The sequence below is a fragment of the Actinoallomurus oryzae genome, from assembly GCF_039541955.1.
GTDB lineage: Bacteria > Actinomycetota > Actinomycetes > Streptosporangiales > Streptosporangiaceae > Actinoallomurus > Actinoallomurus oryzae.
The window spans coordinates 164058-183133 of record NZ_BAABHF010000054.1 but is presented as its reverse complement, the minus strand read 5'-3'; the positions used below and the strand labels follow the sequence as shown (position 1 = coordinate 183133).

Genomic DNA, 19076 nt, shown 5'->3' with positions numbered 1-19076 from the left:
CATCGACCACGGACCCTTCTACCGCCGGAAACACCACGGGGGCGTCAAAGTGAGTACTCATTCGATCGCCGACGGGGCGTACATCGTCGCCGCGCTGCTGTTCGTCCTGTCCCTCGCTGGCCTGAGCAGGCACGAGACGGCCAAGCAGGGCATCGTCTTCGGCATCTCGGGCATGGTCATCGCTCTGGCCGCCACCATCGGCGTCGCCACCGAGCACGCGCGGGCCGTGGCCGTCGTGCTGCTGGTCGTCGCGATCGTCGTCGGCGCCGGCATCGGCCTGTGGCGGGCCCGGGTCGTCGAGATGACCGGCATGCCCGAGCTGATCGCGCTGCTGCACAGCTTCGTCGGCCTGGCCGCCGCGCTGGTCGGCTGGGATGGCTACTACTCGGTCGAGCACAACAGCGGTCAGCGCGAATTCGCCGGACCGCTGCTGCGCATCCACCACGCCGAGGTGTTCATCGGTGTCTTCATCGGTGCCGTCACCTTCACCGGATCGATCGTCGCCAACCTCAAGCTGTCGGCGCGGATCAAGTCGGCCCCGCTGATGTTGCCGGGCAAGAACTACATCAACCTCGGCGCCCTGGCCACGTTCGTCGTGCTCACCGTCTTCTTCGTCCACTCACCGAACCTGCCGTTGCTGATCGCCGTCACCGCGGTCGCGCTCGCCCTCGGCTGGCACCTGGTCGCCTCCATCGGCGGCGGCGACATGCCGGTGGTCGTGTCGATGCTCAACAGCTACTCGGGCTGGGCCGCGGCGGCGTCGGGTTTCCTGCTCGACAACAACCTGCTCATCGTCACCGGTGCGCTGGTCGGCTCGTCCGGTGCCTACCTGAGCTACATCATGTGCCAGGCGATGAACCGCTCGTTCATCTCCGTCATCGCCGGCGGCTTCGGCATCGAAGCCGGACCGGCCGAGGACACCGACTACGGCGAACACCGCGAGATCGACGCCTCCGGCGCGGCCGAGTTGCTACGCGACGCCTCGTCGGTGGTGATCACCCCCGGCTACGGCATGGCCGTGGCCCAGGCGCAGTACCCGGTGGCCGAGCTGGCCAGGAAGCTGCGCGAGCGCGGCGTCACCGTCCGCTTCGGCATCCACCCGGTCGCCGGACGCCTGCCCGGGCACATGAACGTGCTGCTCGCCGAGGCCAAGGTGCCCTACGACATCGTCCTGGAGATGGACGAGATCAACGACGACCTCCCCGACACCGATGTCGTCCTGGTCATCGGCGCCAACGACACCGTCAACCCGGCCGCCACCGAGGACCCCGATTCCCCCATCGCCGGCATGCCGGTGCTGCGGGTCTGGGAGGCCAAGGACGTCATCGTCTTCAAACGCTCGATGGCGGTCGGCTACGCCGGGGTGCAGAACCCTCTCTTCTTCCGCGAGAACAGCCAGATGCTCTTCGGCGACGCCAAGGCCCGCGTCGAGGACATCCTCCAGGCCCTGTCGACACAGACGGACCAGCTGAGAGGCCGAGCGCTCGATCCGGTCGCCTAGGCTCCATGAGCGCGAGGCCGGTGACGCCTGGACTCCCCGCGAGCCACGGCCGCGGCGATCGTCCGCCCGGAACTCACCCTGGGCGCACATTGTCGAATGCGCCCATGCCGGAGTCGTCGCTCACCGTTGATCTCGGAGGTTCACCACCAGCGTCCGCAGCCATACGTACATCATTTTCAGCAGCCGCAGCCACCACGGCGTGGTGAGCGGGATGACGATGTCCTCCTTGATCCTCCTGCGCACGGGATTCCCGGGGTCGGTGGCCGCCCAGCGACGCACCAGCTCGATCATGACTTCGGCCGCGAGCGTGCCTGCGCCGACCGGGCCGAAGACCGTCGCACCACCGAACGACGCCCCAGCGAGGCGTGCCGCGTCGACGAACGCGGCGGCGATCCGCCCGCGTAGGCGAGGGGCGAGCAGGGCGGCGTCCAGCCATTGGCGGACGGTCTCCACCAGCGCGGTGCCTCGTCCGTCGTCCGTTGTATGAAGAATCGCCCGCCACGCCGGTACACAGTCCAGGGGGTCGATCGCTCCGTCGCCGTACAGCAGCGTCGGCATGCCGGACGGCGACGTCCGGCTCGCCAGTTCGAGAAAGAGCATGGCCCCGGCGCGGATCCGGCGTCGCCGCGCCGCCATCGACAGACGCTCGGTGTTGCTCTCCGCGCACCAGCCGAGCGCCGCCTTGAGCACTTCGTGTGCGCTCCCGGAATCCGCCAGGCTCACCGCGGCCGCGACTACCTCCCGCCTGACCTGCGGATTGCCGTACGTCGCGAGGTGCTTGAGCCGGGTCAGGGCGATGGAGGGGTACACCTGCCCCAGCGGCTCACAGACCCGCGCGATCGTGAGTTTCAGTGTCTGCGGGAGGCTCTGCGTCCGTGACCAGTCGTACAGGGCGCGACGGACCCTTCCGCCGACGAGTGGGTGCAGGCAGGTCCGGGACAGGGCGATGAACGCCAGATCGGCGTGTTTCTCCTCGCCCCACTGCTCCGACGCCTCGGTGATGTGGCCGGCCAGGCCGTGACCGGCGGCCAGATCCGCGAAGGTCTCGGCGAGTCGCTCTGGCGACCGGTGCGAAACGGACGTGTCCGTGGGGAGGCTCGCCAGCCAGGTGACCACGTCGGAGCGCGCCAGGGGATAGTCCGCCAACGCGTGGCGTAACGCCGACGCGGCATAACCGTGGCGGCGGAAGACGATGCGGCCCTCGGCGGGGTCCGCCCTCAGCAGCGCCCGCACGCTGGTCACGGGACACCAGACGAGCCCACCGCCGTTCATCGTCACCTTCAGCCGCCGGGCGAGAGACGACGCGGCGGAGTAGACGTCCGTCTCCTCGGCCGCCGGCGCGAGCGTCGCCGCCGCGACGAGGAGCGCACGCTGGTGCGGCTCCCGGTGCTCGGCGAACCAGCCGCGCAGCTCATCCGTCCAGCCCCGGTATTCGCTCGCGACCTCCTCCCGCTGTTCCGCGATGTCACCACCGCGCCGATCGGCGAACTCGACGAGGTCGGCCAGGCGCCGCGCCTCGGAGGGCAGGGCGTCTTCGAGCAGCGCGGCGGCCTTCTCCCAGTCCGACCAGTGGGTGAGACCCCGCCGGGCCACCCGACGCCGGTAGACCTGCACGGGGTGGGAAGGCTCGACCCGCACGCACTGCAGAGGCGGTGTGATCTTGAGCTGATCCGCCTCATCGTGCCCGATGACCACCAGGTACCCGCCGGTGGCGCGTACGGCGTCGACGCATCGCCCGAGACGCTCGAGCCCGCCGTCGGCGGCGCGGACGAGATAGCCGCAGGGACCCTTCACATCGATCTCTTCGGCGTCCTCCTGATCCAGGGAGAACCAGCGAATGCGGATGCCCGGCCGTAGATGTCCGATGGCGGCGATGGCCGTGGTCTGGCGACCGCAGCCCGCCGGGCCGAAGAGGATGATCGCGTGGTTGGCTTCGAGCGTCTTCTCGATCACATCGTGGTTCAGCGCCGGTACGTAGGAGGCCAGCCGATCCGTGATCTCCTCAGCGCCGAGATACCACGACGGCTTTCCGCGTACGAACCTGATCTGCTTTTGGACCAGGTCGCCGTTGACCTGATTGCCGACCGCGTTCATCGTGTCGTCGCCGTCGATGTCGACGTCCCCGACGTACGGACCCCAGTGCGGCACTGTCATGACCGGTCCTGCCTGATGCCGCCGCTCACCTGGTTGCCGATGACGTTGTTCGTACCGTCGCCGCTCACCGAAACGTCACCCATCGAGATCCCGCCCGTCGGCGCCGAGGGGCGAGGTCCCGGGACCGGGGTGGGCGCGTCATCCGGGTTCTCGCGCCGGGACGGCTTCGGGACGTACAGGAAGGCCGGTCGGTCGAACTGCTTGACCTTCGCCCGTACCTGCGTGAACCGGCTCGGCTGCAGGCCGGTGCGCCCGGCGCGGACGAACATCTCGAACACCTCTTGCGAGAGGACCATGGCGGCGAACGTGACGCCGGGATCGCTGTCCCGCAGCGCCGCTCGCAGTGGATCACAGTCCAGCAGCCGGCTGACGTCGTTGGTGGCGGTCGAAATGCCTGCCGTGACCGGGTGTTCGTCGTCGACGAGTCCGGCGTGGAAAGCGACCCTGAGCCGGAGGCTCAGTCCACGGGCGCGCAGCCGCGGTGCCGAGTCGGCGAGAGTCTCCTGCAGGCGATCCGAGAACGGATGGATCAGGCGTGGCATCGCGTCGAGCGGTAGAACGGCAGGACCCGGCCCGGCTCGTGACGCCGGACGTCACCGGCCGAGACGAGACGGGCCCACGCCTCCGCTGAGACGCTCACGTTCTACGTCTTCTCACACTTCCTGGAGAGCGCCAAGAGGTCGCCGCGGGAATCCGCGCCCAACGGGCCTCTACGTGGGAAGCCGCTGGTGAGCGGCCCTGTTCGGTTAGGGTCGATAGAGAGATGGCGCGGATCCGGCCACCGGCTCGACACCCGCCGTAGGCACTGCCCGGCGGCCCGCAAGGCACCAGATCCCCGTTGGGGGAGGCCGTCATGCTCTCAGAGAAATCTCGGCAGGTCATCGCGGCGACGCTCCCGGTGGTCGCCGAGCGCATCGGTGAGATCGCCAAGCGCTTCTACGAACACATGTTCAGCGCTCATCCCGAGCTCCTGGACGGCACCTTCAACCGGGGGAACCAGGCGAGCGGGGAGCAGCAACGGGCGCTGGCCGGTTCGGTGGCGGCGTTCGCCACCAAACTGCTGGAGGTCCCGGAGGAGACGCCGGAGCACCTGCTCTCCCGGATCGCGCACAAGCACGCGTCCCTCGGCATCCGCCCCGATCAATACCAGATCGTCAATCACCACCTGATGTGGGCGATCGCCGACACCCTGGGGCAGGCCGTCACCCCGGAGGTCGCCATGGCCTGGAACGAGGTCTACTGGCTGATGGCCCACAGCCTCATCCACGAGGAGCGCGGCCTCTACGGCGCACGCGGGGTCACACCCGACACCGTGTGGCGGCCATGGGAGGTCGAGAAGAAGTTCCGGGAGACCCAGGACGTCGTCACCTTCGTGGTGAAGCGGATCGACGACCGCCTGGTGAAGACCTCACTGCCCGGCCAGTACGTCACCGTCCGGATGCGGATGCCGGACGGCATCCTCCAGCCACGCCAGTACAGCCTGACAAGGGCCGACGACGGCGCGCACCGCCAGTTCTCGGTCAAGCGAGTCCACGGCGGCGACGGCAAACCGCCCGGTGAGATGTCGACACTCCTGCACGACTCGGTGGACGTGGGCGACATCCTGACGCTGTCCCTCCCGTACGGAAACGTCGTGCTGGACGACTCCGGCCGGCCGGTGGTCTTCGCCTCGGCGGGAATCGGGATCACCCCGATGGCCGGGATGCTCTCCCACCTTGCAAGGGCCGAGTCCAGGCTGCCGATCACGATGCTCCACGCCGACCTGGAGGAGGCCGCCTTCCCGCTGCGCCGCCAGGTCGTCAACGACGTGGTCGAACTGCCGCACGCGGAGCTGTACGTCTGGTACGAGAAGGGCGCACACAGCATCGAACCGGTGAACGGGGTCTTCCACGGCACCATGGACCTCTCGGCGGTCGACCTGCCGCAGAACGCGATCTATTACCTGTGCGGCCCGATGCCTTTCATGCGCGCCCTGCGAGCTTCGCTCCTCACGCGCGGCGTCGTATCTGACGACATCCACTACGAGGTCTTCGGCCCCGACCTCTGGCAGGCCGACCTGGAGTAGCCCGTCCGCGGCCGCCTTACGACCGCGTACAGCTCCTCCGCGAGCGGAACGTCACGCCGTACGGGTCTCGTTGTGGACGAGGCAACCGAAGGCCGACTCGGCAGGCCGGACGGGGAGTACGACTACCCGGACACCGTCCCGGACGGCGACGGCGGCTTCATCGAGAAGACGCTGCCCGGGTACGGCTTCACCGCCTCAGGCGGGACTCACGTCGCGGCCTTGGCAGACCGGCACTTCAACGGCGACGAGTCTCCGTTGCCCCGGGCCAGCGGGACGCTCCGGGGCCGCTCCCTCTGGCAGCGCCAGCTCGGGGACCTGCTCACGCGCCCGCTGGCCGGCGCCGGCGCCGCCGACGTGACCCGGCTCGCCCACGCGCGTGTCCTGCTCGCGCATCCCGATGTCCGCGGCGTGCTCGCCTTGCTGCGAGCACGCATCGCCTACCGCCTGACCCGCGACTCCACGGGGCGCCAGCGTACGTCCTCGACGCCGCCGGCCAACGTCCTCGGCCACAGAGCAAAGGTTTAAAGTTCAGCCATTTTTGTATACCGTATGCCTGACTCCGGTAGGAGCACCTGGAGGTAACCCAGCGTGAGCACCCGTGAAGGCTTTTTTGACCGGTCCCGTACCGTCGCGCCCCCCTCGTGGAGCCGCTGGCTGATTCCGCCGGCGGCATTGTCGATCCATCTCTCCATCGGCCAGGCGTACGCCTGGAGCGTTTTCAAGCCGCCGCTCGAATCCTCGATGAACCTTTCCGGGAAAGGCAGCGCGCTGCCGTTCCAGCTCGCCATCGTGATGCTCGGCCTGTCTGCGGCGTTCGGCGGCACGCTGGTCGAGCGCAAAGGGCCGCGCTGGGCCATGTTCGTGTCAATGGCCTGTTTCTCGTCCGGATTCCTCATCTCCGCGCTCGGAATGGCGCTGTCGCAGTACTGGCTCGTGGTGTTCGGCTACGGCTTCGTCGGCGGGATCGGCCTGGGCATCGGCTACATCTCACCGGTCTCCACGCTCGTCAAATGGTTCCCCGACCGGCCCGGTATGGCGACCGGCATCGCCATCATGGGGTTCGGCGGCGGCGCGCTGATCGCGTCCCCGTGGTCGACCCAGATGCTGTCGTCCTTCGGCACCGACAAGGGCGGTATCGCCGAGACGTTCCTCGTCCACGGCATCGTCTACGCGGTCTTCATGTCCTTTGGCGCGTTGCTCGTGCGCGTGCCCGCACCGGACTGGCTCCCGGCCGGCTGGGACCCCCGGCAGGTCGCCGAGAAGCCACTGGTCACCAACGCGAACGTCTCGGCGCGCAACGCGCTGCGCACCCCGCAGTTCTGGTGCCTGTGGGTGGTGCTGTGCCTGAACGTGACCGCGGGTATCGGCATCCTCGAGAAGGCCGCGCCGATGATCACCGACTTCTTCGCCCACACCTCGGCGCCCGTGTCCGCCAGTGCGGCAGCGGGTTTCGTCGCCCTGCTGTCGCTGAGCAACATGCTCGGGCGGCTCGGCTGGTCGGCCTTCTCGGACGTCATCGGCCGTAAGAACATCTACCGCTTCTACCTGGGCGCGGGCGCGCTGATCTATCTGATCATCGCGCTGACCCAGAACGCCGGCAAGCCGGTGTTCATCATCTGCGCCGTGGTCATCCTGTCCTTCTATGGCGCTGGATTCTCCACGATTCCCGCCTATCTGAAGGACCTGTTCGGCAGCTACCAGGTCGGCGCCATCCACGGGCGCCTGCTCACCGCCTGGTCCGTCGCGGGTGTGGCCGGACCCCTGATCATCGACGGCATCGCCGACGCGCAGAAGAACGCCGGCAAGACCGGTCCGGCGCTCTACACGGAGTCGATCTACATCATGATCGGCTTGCTGGTGATCGGCTTCATCGCCAACGAACTCGTACGCCCGGTCCACACCAAGCACCACGAGACACCGATGGAAGCGCCGGAACAGGCACCGGCGTCGGCCGGCAAGGGGGAATGACCATGGCCGCCACCGAACAGGATCGGACGAACCGCATTCCGTTGATGATCCTCGCCTGGGCATGGGTGACCCTGCCGTTCCTCTATGGCGTCTTCGAGCTGATACGGAAGGTCGCACAATTGTTCAACGGCTGAGCCTGGGAGCCACCGGCCTCCCGGCCGCACTCCAGACCGTCTCGTCGCCTATGCCAAAGATGTAGCTGAGGCCCCACCTCCCGCATTGGAGGCTATGCGCGTTGAGGCTCAGCTCCCGGCGGAGGCGCGCTCGGCGAGGCGCTGGCGTTCGGCGGCCACGACCTGCCGCACGAGTTCGGCCTCGGACAGGTCCACCGCCTCGGGCGTGGAGTCGGCCATGTCGCTGACCCGGGCGAAGTCGTCGAACAGCCGCTTCTTTCCGGCCAGCAGCTCGACGATCCGCTGGTCGACGCCGTCCTCGGACAGCAGCCGGTGGACCTGCACCGACTGCACCTGCCCCATCCGGTGCGCGCGGGCGACGGCCTGGGCCTCGGTGGTGGGCTTGAGCTGAGGCTCACAGAGGACGACGACGGACGCGGACTGGATGTTGAGCCCGACGCCGCCGGCCATGATCTGGGCGACCAGAACGGCTCCGTGCTCGGCCGACGAGAAGTCGTCCACCATCTGCTGCCGCCGGCTCGCCGGCACCGACCCCGTCAGCGGCCCGAACACCGGTCCCGGCAGCGACCGGGCGACCAGGTCCAGTACGTCCCTGAAGTAGGAGAACACGATGACCCGCCGCTCGTTCTCCTCCGCCTCGCGGACGATGTCGATGAGCCGTTGCACCTTCGCGGATCGAGGCCCTTGGAGCATCGCCGCCTGACGCATCTCCATGAAGTTCGAACGCCCGACGGCGGCGCGGTAGTGGGAAGTGTCGGCCGCGGACATGGGCAGCCATTCCTCGACCTCGATGAGCTCGGGCAGCTCGGTCAGCACGTCCTCCTGGTTCCGGCGGAGGTACGCGGGCGCGATCTGCCGCCGGAACGTCCTCGGCGACAGATCCGTGGCGTCGACGACGAGGTCGGGACGGACGTACGACGCCAGGTTGCGGAACTCGTCGACTCTGTTCTCCAGCGGCGTGCCGGTGAGGAGGATCGCGCGGTCACAGCGCGCGATGACGTTGTTGGTCCTGATCGTCCGCCGGGCCTCCGGGTTCTTGATGTAGTGCGCCTCGTCGACCACGACGCACGCCAGATCGCGGACCTCGGTCAGCGCCGACCCCCACCAGGCCAAGGTCTCGTACGTCGTGACGGCGACCCCGCCGTCGCGCACCCAGGCCCGGGCCGCGCGGTCGCGGTCCGGCCCGTGGACCCGATGCCCCCGAAGCTTCGACTTCTCGCCCACCTCGCGGATCCAGTTGGTCACCACCGCGGCCGGGCAGATGACAAGGAAGCGCGTCTCACCTCGGCTGCGCAGATGGGCGAGTACGGCCAGAGCCTCCACGGACTTACCCAGGCCCATCTCGTCCCCGATGATGACCTTGCGCTGCACGAGTGCGAAGCGGGCCGCGAAGCTCTGGTAGCCGCGCAGTGACACGGTCAGGTGCTCTCCGCTGAGCGCCTGGTCGCGTACGGCCTTGATGATCTCCTCCGGGAGATCGCCGTGCACCGCGTCCTCGTCCTCGGTGAGGAAACCGAGCTCGGAGAGCATGGCGAAGTAGTCGGCGGGCCGGGCGAGGAAGTCCTCCCACGGGTCCGCGGCGAGGCTCTTCCGGCGGCGGGATACGGAGGAGGCACGGAGCAGTTCGGCGCGCCGCTCGACGATCTGGATGCTCTCGCGCAGGCCGGCGGCCGCGAGCGTTCTCGTCGGGATCACCAGGAGATGACTCGTCGTGCGGCGGCCGATCGCCGTACGCAACGGCGCGAGCTCGGCCGCACGCTCAAGGTCGGCCGCCGCACCACGAGTCTGCCGGCACGCGTCCCATTCGGCGAGGCGACGCAGCAGCTCGGTCGTTCCCGGATGCCGGTCGCCGATGTCGATGCGGACGGGCATCTCGTCGTACGTCGTCCGCCAGAGTGTCTGCGCGGCCCCGAGCACGTGCCGTGCCGAGGTCTCCCCGATGCCCGGGAGCGTCTGCAGGGAGGCGTCCCAGACCAGCACCTCCTGCACCGTACGGATGCCCGCCTGGGTGAGCGCGCCCAGCCGGAGGCGTTCGCGGGTGGCGGCCTTCAACGCGTCGACCGGCATCTCCGCCAGGATCCGTTGTACGTCGGCGACCCGGACCTGCTGGCCGGCGTCGCGCGCGGCCGAGCGGTACGAGGCCTCGCCCGCGACGACGCGGTCGATGGTGCTTAGCGCCTCGGCCAAGCCGTCGACGGCGGACCGGTCGAGGAGCTCGGGCTGCGGAGCATTCGGCCCTGAGAGGAGGTCGAAGTGAAGGGCTGGATCGAGCAGTGCGCCGAACCCGGGTTCCGCCTGGTCGACGGGCGCGGTGAAGACACCGAGCTGCTCCAGACGCCGCGGTCCGTCGCCCCCGACGACCATCGGATGCCGGCGGCGCAGGAACTCACCTGCCTCTTCGGCCGTGCGCTTCTTCTCCGATCCGCTGAAGAAGCGACGTACGCCGAGCGCGGGGGCCACGTCGGCGAGGGCACGGGGTACGCCGTCGGTGAGCAGCCGCAGCAGGGCCTGGTCGCCGGGTGTCGTCACCGGCAGGTACGCGCGTTCCCGAAGGCGCCGGACGACACCGGCGTCGTCCCCGCCGAGGGGCACCACCCGCCAGGCGGACTCGCCCGCCCGGTCGATCAGGAGGCTGCGTGCGCGCAGATTCTGCTCGTCACTGCCGGCGACGTTCTGGACGGCGTGGTGCCAGGCCCGTACGCCCGCGGCCCGTTCACTCCATCGCTTGAAATCCGCTACGAGGTGACGAAGCTGTTCGCGCTCTGTTTTGTTCATGCCTCGCCACGGAGAAGGACGACGGGTCAGCGTGAACGATGGTATGGGAGAACCATGCGACGGGGAATGTGACCTCCAAGGACACGGCCGGCGCCGATGTCATGCTCATCAGGAATGCGGCAGCGGCTTGTGCTTCGACGAAGCATCAGGCTCGTCGGTGTCGGCCCCTCGCCTCCCTACGGGTGCGAAACCACGAACGCCACCCGATGGCGGAGATCAGCATCAGCCCCACGGCGACGGACAGTCCGACCAAGGGGCCGATCCATTCGTACCTGGCCTTCCGCGGATACACATCGCGCGACGATCCGACGTCGATGGCGGCGACGCGCGACCCTCGTTTCAGGTCGCGGGTGCCGATCCCCGTGATGAGGACGTCCTGCCGCCGGCTCCGTCCCTCGGCGGAGACGAAGTCCCCCTGCCACTTACACCAGCGACCTTTGCCGCTGGTGCAATACACCCGCTCAGCCGTGAAGGTCCCCGGATCGCCGTGGCCGAGGGCGACACGTAACTGAGGCACCAGCATGGTCAGCATGCCACCGAAGAGGATGACGCCGATGGCGAGAAAGAGCAGACCGAAGTACAGCGCCTGGACGCCCCCAGCGTCCGCCGCCCGCCTCACCCGCTCGGCGGCTGCTAAGACTTCCTCGTCGGTCATCGGCGCTTCGCGCGCCCATCGGCTTTCATGCCCGTTCGACGTCCGCGGCAGCTCCCCGGTTCACCCGGACCTCCGCGCCGTGGACCGGGATCGTGACCCTCAGGAACAAAGGGAGCGGGTTCAAGCCGCGGGAGAGCTCCGACAGCCTCTTCCGCAAGGCACAGGACCTGCAGGCCTGCGGGGAGACCTGCCTGGCACTGCTGGATCAGCAGGTCCAACTGGCCATCGAGCCGCCCCACATTATGACCGCCGCGCTCCTTCTCAAGGACGCCCTGGACCTCTCCGACGACGGCGTGCGCATCGCCACCATGCACGCGATGAAGGGCCTGGAATTCCGCTGCGTAGCCGCCGTCGGCGTCAACGAGCGTGCCTTTTCGTTCGAGGCCGCCGTCACGCCGGCCGACGTCGACCGGATGCAGCACGAGGTCGACATGCTCGCCGAACGTTCGTTGCTGTTCGTCGCCTGCACCCACGCTCGGGACGACCTGTACATCTCCTGGCACGGCAAGCCCAGCCCCTTTATCCCAGGCACATGACACAAGTCGGGTCTGGCTTCATTCGCGTTCGCGTTTGTGCGGTCAGGTAGATGTCGATCATGGCCCGGCGGACCGATCCTCGATCTCGTTCACCTAACCTGCGTTCGGTCACGCGTCTCTGGCTCGATGCCGTCAGAGAGCCGGACATGGCCAGATCCGGGTGGCTCGTGCCGCCAGTTCTGCTGAGCGGCGCAAAATATCTTCCTCAGTCCAGGCGTTAACGTGCTGGTTGACGACCTCGGCGTTGAGCTTCAAAGTGCTGTGCTCGCTGAGTAGGCGGCGCTTCCCTTTCGGCAAGCTTCGATTATTTGCATCGGTGTCGGTCCATGGTCGGTTGGATAGGGCAGGATTCAGTCGTTCATTCACCAGCGTGAGATTGCCCAACGTCTGTACGAGCTGATCACGCCGTAGTGAGGCCCTGACGTCTTCGATGTCACCACCCCAATGTTCTGTCCATGCCTGAGGCATGATGTGTTCGATCGTCAGTTGCCCGCGCGGGCAGTGCTGGTGTTCACTCCAAGGCCCCCGCATGTCGTCTTCCAAAGCTTCCAAGACCATCCGAAGGCGCGCACGTGTCAGCATGTGGTAAATCGGGGTCTCTCGAAGCGCTGCGGCAAGATCCTCATCACTCGGCCAGTAAGCCGTGTCAGCCCTGCTAGATGCGAGGAAGCTCTCGGTCTCGGAACCCGCCGCTGAGGGGCCTACCCGATCGAGGTGTTGCAGCAGGTCCAGCATGATCCTGTTGTAGTTTTTGGTGGTCGCCTTGCAGAGCATGCGTCGGACCAGCCAACTCTCAACGGAGGTCAGCGCTTGATGCCGCTGCTCGATGGGCATCTGCTCTTCCGGCCAGCGTGACACCCAGAGCAAGAAGGGGGCGACAACCGACGTGTCCATGGTCTTGATAACGCGGTAGTAGAAGGTGCCTTCTACCGAGTCCCAAGGAAGATTTTCTAGATTCACGTAAACTTGGCCGTCACTGGCAAGGTCTCGCATGACTTCCCAAGCGGCGAGCTCGCTGACGCGGACCATCTCACGGAAGTCAGTGAACACTCGGTCTGCAGGCACTTCCCGAAGCTGTCGCATCGTCAGCCAGTAGTTGATAAAAATGTCCACATAGGGCCGTTTGAGGCGTCCTTGCCGTACTTCTCTTCGCCAGTGAGCGGAGTCGAACGGCTTCCAATATTTCTGATAGAGGTCCGGAAGATTCTCGTCTTGGCCGGCGGCCAGTTGGAAGACGAAATTCTTGATGAGGTCAGCCGCCAGGAGCGGGGTCCCGCGGTGGTTCAGCGTCTCAAAGATGACCTGCGCATTGTCCCCTGCCTCTAGGTCGATCACGACCAGCTTGAGGTACCGACATAGCGCATGCGTCAACGCCGTCAAGCGCTTCTTGCACTTGTCGGGGTCACCATCTGGTTCCGCCCACCCTGTGATCTCGTGGACGAAGTAATCATGTGCCTGAGCGATGTTGCTGGAGGCCAACTCCGCTGGAACGGTCGTTTCGTTGTCCATCACCGCCCGGAACGCATCCTGGTCTCGGTCTGTCGGCCACACCTTGAACTGTTCGTCGGGATCCTGTGCCAAATCCTTGCGGTTCAGAACGAGTGCCTGCAGTGCCCGTGCGTCGACCTGGTTTCCGTATTTCTCGGCGACCAGTTGGGCCGCGTCGAGGAGGAGCTGAAGCGTCGTCAGACGCTGCTGGCCGTCGATCACGTGACGTACCGGGATGTAGGCGGTCGCAGCCCACTGCTGCTCCAGCACTATTGCGCCGAGGAAGTGAGGAGGGACGTCTTGCCCGCCAAAAGGGCCACGCCTCGCGTCAAGGACCTGCCCGGCGACGTTGGAGACGTCCTGCCAAAGCGGCTCCCACTGATCGATACGATTCCACACATAAGGCCGCTGGAACAGTGGAACCAGGTATCGAACGTCGGAGCCGAAGATCTCTGCCGGGGTGTGAGTGTCCGCCTTCATCAGCCTCAGCGCTTCTGTTGTGGCTTGTCGATCGAATCGTCATTCTTACATGAGGCTGCTGTATTGGTCATCGGAGTGCTTCCTTGTGACCTGTGATTTCTGCTCTGGGGTGCTTGTGGGCACCCGTCATCGGCGACCGCGCGACCCCGGAGCCATTGAGTCTTTCCACTATGCGTTGGCTTCGCGGATATATAGGACGTGGATAGCTCTGGCGATGTGGCCGGCGCGGTGGGGACAGCAGCGGAGCTTGGCCAAATTTCCCATGACTTGAGCTGGGCGATCGCTCGTTCGCCAGGCCGGCGGAGGCGGGCGTGGGAGCGGGCGGTGCTGATGCGGATCGGGTCGTTGACGGTCCTGGTGCGCCGTTGCCCATACGTGCGGCTCTCCCGGCACGTCACCAGTTCGCACAGGCGGGCGTATTCGGCTCTGGAGTCCTCACGGGTACTCCCGGGCGCCGTCTCCTGTCCGGGGCCTCCGGATGGCGGTGCTTCGTCGGTGGCGACGTCTTCGTCGTAGAGCCCAGCAGCGGCAAGGAGTCCGCTCTCGTCGAAGTCCTCGAGGAACCGCGTAGTGATCGCGTCGATCATCCGGACCCGCGCCGTGCCCGATCGGCGGGCGAGTGCGTAGACGGACCATGGGAGACCGCCGTCGGGCGCATGCTCGGCGAACCACGTCCGTACGGCGGCGTCGCCGTGAGCACGAGGAACGTCGGTGTGGCCGGGCAGGTCCCACAGTCCAGCGTGGAACAGCGCGGCGATCGGGTAGTCCGGCCGGCCCTCGCGGCGTTCGCCGTCTCGGCGGTGCGTCTGCAGCAATGGGGTCAGCGCGCCGGTGGTGTCGGCCCATCCCAGGAGGCGATCGTGGCCGGCGCGGGCGCGGCCGATCGCCCACAGGAGGACCACGGCCTGCTTCAGCATCGGCTTGCCGGCGACCGAGGCGCAGCGCAGGCCGCCGATGGCCGACGCGATCTCGCCCGCGGTCTGAAGACCGATCGGGTCGGCATCGGCTTCGCTGGTCACTTCGAAGCCGAGACGGCGCAGAACGGTGACCGCGTGGCCGATGCCGCCGGAGAAGTCTTTCGCCGCCAGGGGAGACCGGCCAGGAAGGTGACCATGGGCGACTCCCGCGATGGCCTTGGAGTCGTAGCGCGCTCCGTCGTACCGGAGCCAGTATCGCCGGGAGGAGTCGAACCCGTGCTTCTCCAGGAAGGCGTCCCGGCCAAGGCGGTCGAATTCCTCGCGATCGCGGCGAGGACTGCTTCGCGCGTGATGTCGGAGAGCGCCATGATCGCACCGTACGCCAGCTACATGACAGATATGGCGTGGCGCGTGCGGGCCGGTCGGGGCCCCGCTCCAGGTCGCGCAGCGAGAACAGATTTGGTGGACCATCGAGGAGTTCACCCAACGGCTCGGAGCCGAGAGGAAGCGGACCCATCTGCAGCTGTGCGCGGACGCCGCCGACCTGTTGAAAGCGGTCGGCCCGCAGGGACTTCAGCGGCCCGGGGACGACACCGTGGAGCACCGAGAGGCCGGCCAGAGCCGGAATGCCGACGAGCATGTACGGCTGGCCGGAACGCCGGCGCAGAGGGCGGCCGAGCCCAGCATCAGGGCCAGGAACGGACGAGTCTTGAGTCGGGTGATGAGAACGGCGAGCACGGCCAGGATCAGGCGGGTGTCATGACCGCTCTACGAGGAGACGACGATTGCGCCGTTCGCAAACGCGGGCATGGCAGATCTCTTCCTGCCATGCGTCTGGACGGAGGGGCCGATGCCTGTCATCCCGGCGTCACGACACCCGACGCCGCGAACGTGCTCGCATCGCCGGTGAGTGACACGCTGGGGCCGCTCACGAACCAAGCCGCGCCACTGAACCGGCGAACCTCTGTGGTCACCGTATGAGCGGTGAATGACGTGGTCTTTACGGAAGGACGCGCATCCGTTCGCCGCGCGCGCCCGTGGCGGCGTGTGGGACGGGTATCACCGTCGCGTGGAGCCGAAACTGTTCCTGTCGGGCGTCGTGACCAGCGATTTCTTCCATCACATCGGGTGGATTCACAAGGTTCTGATTGCGGTGGGCCTGGTGCTCGTGGTCACGTTCGTCGTGAGCCGGATCGTCCTGGCCCGGCGGGGCCACGACCGGGAGAAGTCACGCCGTCGGCACCGAGGTAGACGGCACGGCCCCGGAGAGGAGGGGGCCGGTGGGCCCGGCGACGAACGGAGGTGACCGCGCCCGTACGAGGCCGGCCACCGTGTCCTGGGGCAGCGCCCCGACGTACCAACGTCTCCGCGAGGTGCCCTCCAGCCCCGGAGAGGTCGAGCGGCTCATCAACGGTGAGCTGGATCGCGGGCTCACCGAGGACCAAGGTGCGCAAGGAGATCCGGGAGCGCTGCCTGATCGAGTCGCATGGCCTCGGCCGGAGCGCCCCGGTGGGCGCGGCCGAGGGCGACGATCGGCACGGTCGGCACGCCACAAACGTGCCGGCCGTGCCATGGGGTCACGGCGAGGGCGGGGTGATCGGGCCCGCGCCCGGCGTGGTCAAGGACATTGTGTCGCGTCGCCTGCCGGGTGCCTGGTGGGTGTCTGGAGTGCCTTGCCGGGCGTGACCTTGCGTACGCCGCCGCCCGCGAGCCGGACCGGGAGTGGCGGGCCGGACCGCAGGGTCAGCTTCGTCGCCTGCTGTCCGACGGAAAGGTCGAACGTGCGTCCGTGCCACTTCACTCCCGTGATGTCGACGCCCGGCAGTTGCGGAGGCAGGAAGGGGTTGATGGTGATCTCATCGGTTCCCCAGCGCAGGCCGGTGAAGCCGTACAGGAACTCCTGCAGGTAGCCGCCCTCACCGGTGGTGAAGGTGAACGCGCCGCCGTTGCGGGTCTCGTACCACTGGTTGAACGGTGCGGCCAGGAACGGGTCCGCGCTGTTGCGCAGGTAGGTGTAGACCGTGCAGCCGGGGGATCCGAGGGCGGCGCTGTTGATGGCGGCGATCGCGTCGGTCATCGACGGGCCGTTCGGGTCGGTGCGCTGCTTGTAGTAGTCGAGGTCGTTCTGCGCCAGGCCGGGCGACATCGGCACACCCCACGGGTACTGCAGCAGGGTGACGTCGGCCTGCTTGACGGTCTGCCCGTTGTAGCCCTCGAACTCGGGGTGGATATTGGCCGTGGCGTCGACCGGGATCTCCAGGCCGTCCGCGACCTTGCTCCACGCCGGATCGGCGGTACGGCCGAGGATGCCGGCGGCGCGGGTCGCGATGCGCAGGGACGCCTGTGCGCCGGCGTTGGTCGTCGCGCTGTTGTTCACGTTGTCGTGGTACTCATCCGGGCCCATGACGTCGTTGATGTCGTATCCGCCGGCCGGGTCGGGCACGGCGCGCGTGGCCCAGTAGTCGGCGATGTCCCTCAGTACCGGCCAGGCCTTGTCCCGCAGCCATGCCTTGTCGCCGCTCGTCTCGTAGTACTGCCACTGCGCCAGAGCGACATCCGAGTTGATGTGGATCTCGCTCTTGCCCGTGGTGCAGCACGGCGGGGTCTGCTCCGTGCCGCTCAGCGCGCTCTCCCACGGGAACTTCGCGCCCTTGATCGGCTGGGTGGGAGTGGACAGTTTCGCGGCGTCGGCCTCGGCCCCGGGCAGCAGCTTCTGCCGGTAGGTGTTCGCGCCGACCGCGATGTCGGGGAACTGCGCGAGCAGCGCCGGGTACATCCAGGTCTCCATGTCCCAGAACACGTGGCCGGCGTAGCCGTCCGAGGACAGCCCGCCCGGGCTGGCGCTCCAGGTGACACCGGCGCGCATGCTCGCGAGCAGGTAGAACATCGACGCGTGGATCCGTGCGGTCGTGGTCGCGTCGCCGGGGACCGAGATGCCGGACCGCCACAGGCGTGCCCAGGCGCCGTCGTTGCGGGCGAGCGCGTGCCGGTAGCCGCCCTTGGCGGCGCGGGACGCGGTGTCCGCGGCGGCCCGCTGCGGGCTCGCGGCCTTGAGCGACCGGTCGGTGTCGACGCTGGAGGCCACGCCGACGTACTTGGTGATCCGGTACGCCTGACCGGCGTGAACGGGGAAGCTCGCGCTCTGCCCCGCGCTGCCATCGCCGGGCGCGGCGATCGCCTCCGTGGGCACGGTCTTGTCATCGACGCGCAACACCGAGTTCAGCCCGGCGGTGACCAGCTTCCCGTCGCTCACGACGGTCTGTGACAGCGTCGCGGTCCTGCCGTCCACGCGCGGGTCCGAGGTCGAGGCGTGGTTCAGTCCCCGGCCGTCGAACTCGTCCACCACGGTGGCCGTTCCACTCCAGTGCGGCACGGCCTTCACGCTCACCGTCCCCAGATGACCGTCCGCGCGGTTGGCGTTGACCTCGTACGTGAAGCTGGTCCTGTCACCCGCGGGCGAGGTCCAGTCGAACGACGTGCTCAGCACCCCGGTACGCAGGTCCAGCGACTGCTCGTAGTCGCTGGTGGTGCCGACCGTGTCGGGGGCGATCCGCGTCGGTCGCTGCCCGCCGTCCGGATACAGCGCGAGGTAGTCGACGTTCACCCGGGCCTCGTCGCCCTGGGCGACGGTGACCTCGAGCGTGTTCGCGCCCGCGTTCAGCGTCACCGGCACGGTCACCACCCCCCAGTCGTCCCAACTGGACAGGCTGGGCACCGTCAGCTGTTGGAGCGTGCCATTCACGCCGAGGTGGATGGTCTGCGGGCTCCCGCTCGCGTTGCCGTACCGTACGGCCAGCGTCGCCTTGCCGGCCGGCGCGTCGCGGATCTCGATGACGTCGGTGCCGCCGACCGTCGGTCGGCCATTGGTGTTCAGACCGGCCAGATAGCCGCCGACGGTCGAGCCGGAGTGGGAGGTCTCGACGAAAGCTCCGCCGGAGATCTTCCCGTACGCCGCCGGGCACAGCTGGTCGAACGCGCAGGACCAGCTCCCCGTCCCGTAGACGCCACCGCTGCGGCCGAAGCCGAGCGTGGTCCAACTCGGCAGGCTGGCTCGCTGCTCGTTCTGGCCGGCCGGGTGGGCGTAGAAGCCGGCGAGCTCGGACTGGGTGACGATGGGCCTGCTGCCGTACCCCTCGCCCGCCGCGGGCACTCGCGCGGCCAGGTAACCGTTGCCGACGAACGTCGGGGAATAGTTCTTCGAGGTGTCGGTCGTGCTCAGCACCCAGCCTTCGCCGGTGAGCCGGCCCGTCGGCGGCGCGGCCGAGGCCGGCACCGCCGCCGTGCCCAGCACTACGCAGCCGAGTGCCGACACGACGGCCGCCGCGCTCCGTACGAGACGGCGGGGTCGGTCACGATGGGAGCGCGATCTCGTCATCAACGCACATCCTTGCCCGCTTGATTCG

The 19076-nt window shown here is 67.8% G+C and carries 13 protein-coding genes and 2 pseudogenes; 7 read left to right on the top strand and 8 right to left on the bottom strand.

Features of this window, described 5'->3' with window-relative positions:
- Positions 1-49 precede the first annotated feature (49 nt).
- Positions 50-1501, top strand: a complete 1452-nt coding sequence (gene pntB, locus ABEA10_RS43575; protein ID WP_345474368.1) for a Re/Si-specific NAD(P)(+) transhydrogenase subunit beta — start codon at positions 50-52, stop codon at positions 1499-1501.
- A 120-nt stretch (positions 1502-1621) separates the two neighbouring features.
- On the opposite strand, the gene ABEA10_RS43570 is transcribed toward pntB, so the two are convergent.
- The gene (locus tag ABEA10_RS43570) at positions 1622-3655 is read right to left on the bottom strand and encodes a hypothetical protein (protein WP_345474366.1); all 2034 of its coding nucleotides are present in this window, start codon (positions 3653-3655) and stop codon (positions 1622-1624) included.
- Positions 3652-4197 (bottom strand): hypothetical protein, encoded by a 546-nt coding sequence (locus ABEA10_RS43565; protein WP_345474364.1) that lies wholly within the window; start codon positions 4195-4197, stop codon positions 3652-3654. The genes ABEA10_RS43570 and ABEA10_RS43565 overlap by 4 nt, the downstream gene beginning before the upstream one ends.
- Positions 4198-4508: 311 nt before the next feature.
- On the opposite strand from ABEA10_RS43565, the gene ABEA10_RS43560 reads away from it, so the two are divergent.
- The 4 genes from ABEA10_RS43560 to ABEA10_RS43545 all read left to right on the top strand — a co-directional run bounded on the left by ABEA10_RS43560 (position 4509) and on the right by ABEA10_RS43545 (position 7822).
- Positions 4509-5720: a globin domain-containing protein gene (locus tag ABEA10_RS43560; protein ID WP_345474362.1), complete on the top strand. Its 1212-nt coding sequence runs from the start codon at positions 4509-4511 to the stop codon at positions 5718-5720.
- 72 nt (positions 5721-5792) lie between these two features.
- Positions 5793-6245: a hypothetical protein gene (locus ABEA10_RS43555; protein WP_345474360.1), complete on the top strand. Its 453-nt coding sequence runs from the start codon at positions 5793-5795 to the stop codon at positions 6243-6245.
- A gap of 63 nt (positions 6246-6308) precedes the next feature.
- On the top strand, positions 6309-7688 hold the full coding sequence (locus tag ABEA10_RS43550; RefSeq protein WP_345474358.1) for an L-lactate MFS transporter: 1380 nt from the start codon (positions 6309-6311) through the stop codon (positions 7686-7688).
- A gap of 2 nt (positions 7689-7690) precedes the next feature.
- Entirely contained in the window at positions 7691-7822 is a 132-nt protein-coding gene (locus ABEA10_RS43545) for an MFS transporter small subunit (protein ID WP_345474356.1), read from the top strand.
- Between the two features lie 108 nt (positions 7823-7930).
- On the opposite strand, the gene ABEA10_RS43540 is transcribed toward ABEA10_RS43545, so the two are convergent.
- Together ABEA10_RS43540 and ABEA10_RS43535 are read right to left on the bottom strand one after the other, a co-directional pair.
- On the bottom strand, positions 7931-10597 hold the full coding sequence (locus tag ABEA10_RS43540; protein WP_345474354.1) for a DEAD/DEAH box helicase: 2667 nt from the start codon (positions 10595-10597) through the stop codon (positions 7931-7933).
- 145 nt (positions 10598-10742) lie between these two features.
- The gene (locus ABEA10_RS43535; RefSeq protein ID WP_345474352.1) at positions 10743-11252 is read right to left on the bottom strand and encodes a hypothetical protein; all 510 of its coding nucleotides are present in this window, start codon (positions 11250-11252) and stop codon (positions 10743-10745) included.
- A gap of 92 nt (positions 11253-11344) precedes the next feature.
- Here ABEA10_RS43535 and ABEA10_RS43530 point away from each other — a divergent pair, with 92 nt between their 5' ends.
- Entirely contained in the window at positions 11345-11788 is a 444-nt protein-coding gene (locus tag ABEA10_RS43530; RefSeq protein ID WP_345474350.1) for a 3'-5' exonuclease, read from the top strand.
- A 132-nt stretch (positions 11789-11920) separates the two neighbouring features.
- Here ABEA10_RS43530 and ABEA10_RS43525 read toward each other — a convergent pair whose 3' ends face one another.
- The 3 genes and pseudogenes from ABEA10_RS43525 to ABEA10_RS51535 form a co-directional block, all read right to left on the bottom strand.
- Positions 11921-13756, bottom strand: a complete 1836-nt coding sequence (locus ABEA10_RS43525) for a DUF262 domain-containing protein (protein WP_345474348.1) — start codon at positions 13754-13756, stop codon at positions 11921-11923.
- Between the two features lie 168 nt (positions 13757-13924).
- Positions 13925-14076 (bottom strand): annotated as a pseudogene (locus tag ABEA10_RS43520) (IS5/IS1182 family transposase); the annotation flags it as partial.
- A 201-nt stretch (positions 14077-14277) separates the two neighbouring features.
- Positions 14278-15144: pseudogene (locus ABEA10_RS51535) on the bottom strand (phosphorothioated DNA-binding restriction endonuclease family protein); the annotation flags it as partial.
- Between the two features lie 598 nt (positions 15145-15742).
- Between ABEA10_RS51535 and ABEA10_RS43515 the strand changes: the two are divergent.
- Positions 15743-15979 carry a hypothetical protein gene (locus tag ABEA10_RS43515; RefSeq protein WP_345474346.1) on the top strand — a complete coding sequence of 79 codons (237 nt, stop codon included), beginning with the start codon at positions 15743-15745 and terminating at the stop codon, positions 15977-15979.
- Between the two features lie 312 nt (positions 15980-16291).
- On the opposite strand, the gene ABEA10_RS43510 is transcribed toward ABEA10_RS43515, so the two are convergent.
- The gene (locus ABEA10_RS43510; protein ID WP_345474345.1) at positions 16292-19048 is read right to left on the bottom strand and encodes a glycosyl hydrolase family 65 domain-containing protein; all 2757 of its coding nucleotides are present in this window, start codon (positions 19046-19048) and stop codon (positions 16292-16294) included.
- Between the last annotated feature and the right edge of the window lie 28 nt (positions 19049-19076).

Bases quoted from the DNA above. Each gene is read 5' to 3' on its own strand.
- ABEA10_RS43560 (WP_345474362.1), top strand. From the start codon at position 4,509: ATGCTCTCAGAGAAATCTCGGCAGGTCATCGCGGCGACGCTCCCGGTG.
- ABEA10_RS43525 (WP_345474348.1), bottom strand. From the start codon at position 13,756: ATGAAGGCGGACACTCACACCCCGGCAGAGATCTTCGGCTCCGACGTT.
- ABEA10_RS43535 (WP_345474352.1), bottom strand. From the start codon at position 11,252: ATGACCGACGAGGAAGTCTTAGCAGCCGCCGAGCGGGTGAGGCGGGCG.
- ABEA10_RS43565 (WP_345474364.1), bottom strand. From the start codon at position 4,197: ATGCCACGCCTGATCCATCCGTTCTCGGATCGCCTGCAGGAGACTCTC.
- ABEA10_RS43570 (WP_345474366.1), bottom strand. From the start codon at position 3,655: ATGACAGTGCCGCACTGGGGTCCGTACGTCGGGGACGTCGACATCGAC.
- ABEA10_RS43540 (WP_345474354.1), bottom strand. From the start codon at position 10,597: ATGAACAAAACAGAGCGCGAACAGCTTCGTCACCTCGTAGCGGATTTC.
- ABEA10_RS43545 (WP_345474356.1), top strand. From the start codon at position 7,691: ATGGCCGCCACCGAACAGGATCGGACGAACCGCATTCCGTTGATGATC.
- ABEA10_RS43510 (WP_345474345.1), bottom strand. From the start codon at position 19,048: ATGACGAGATCGCGCTCCCATCGTGACCGACCCCGCCGTCTCGTACGG.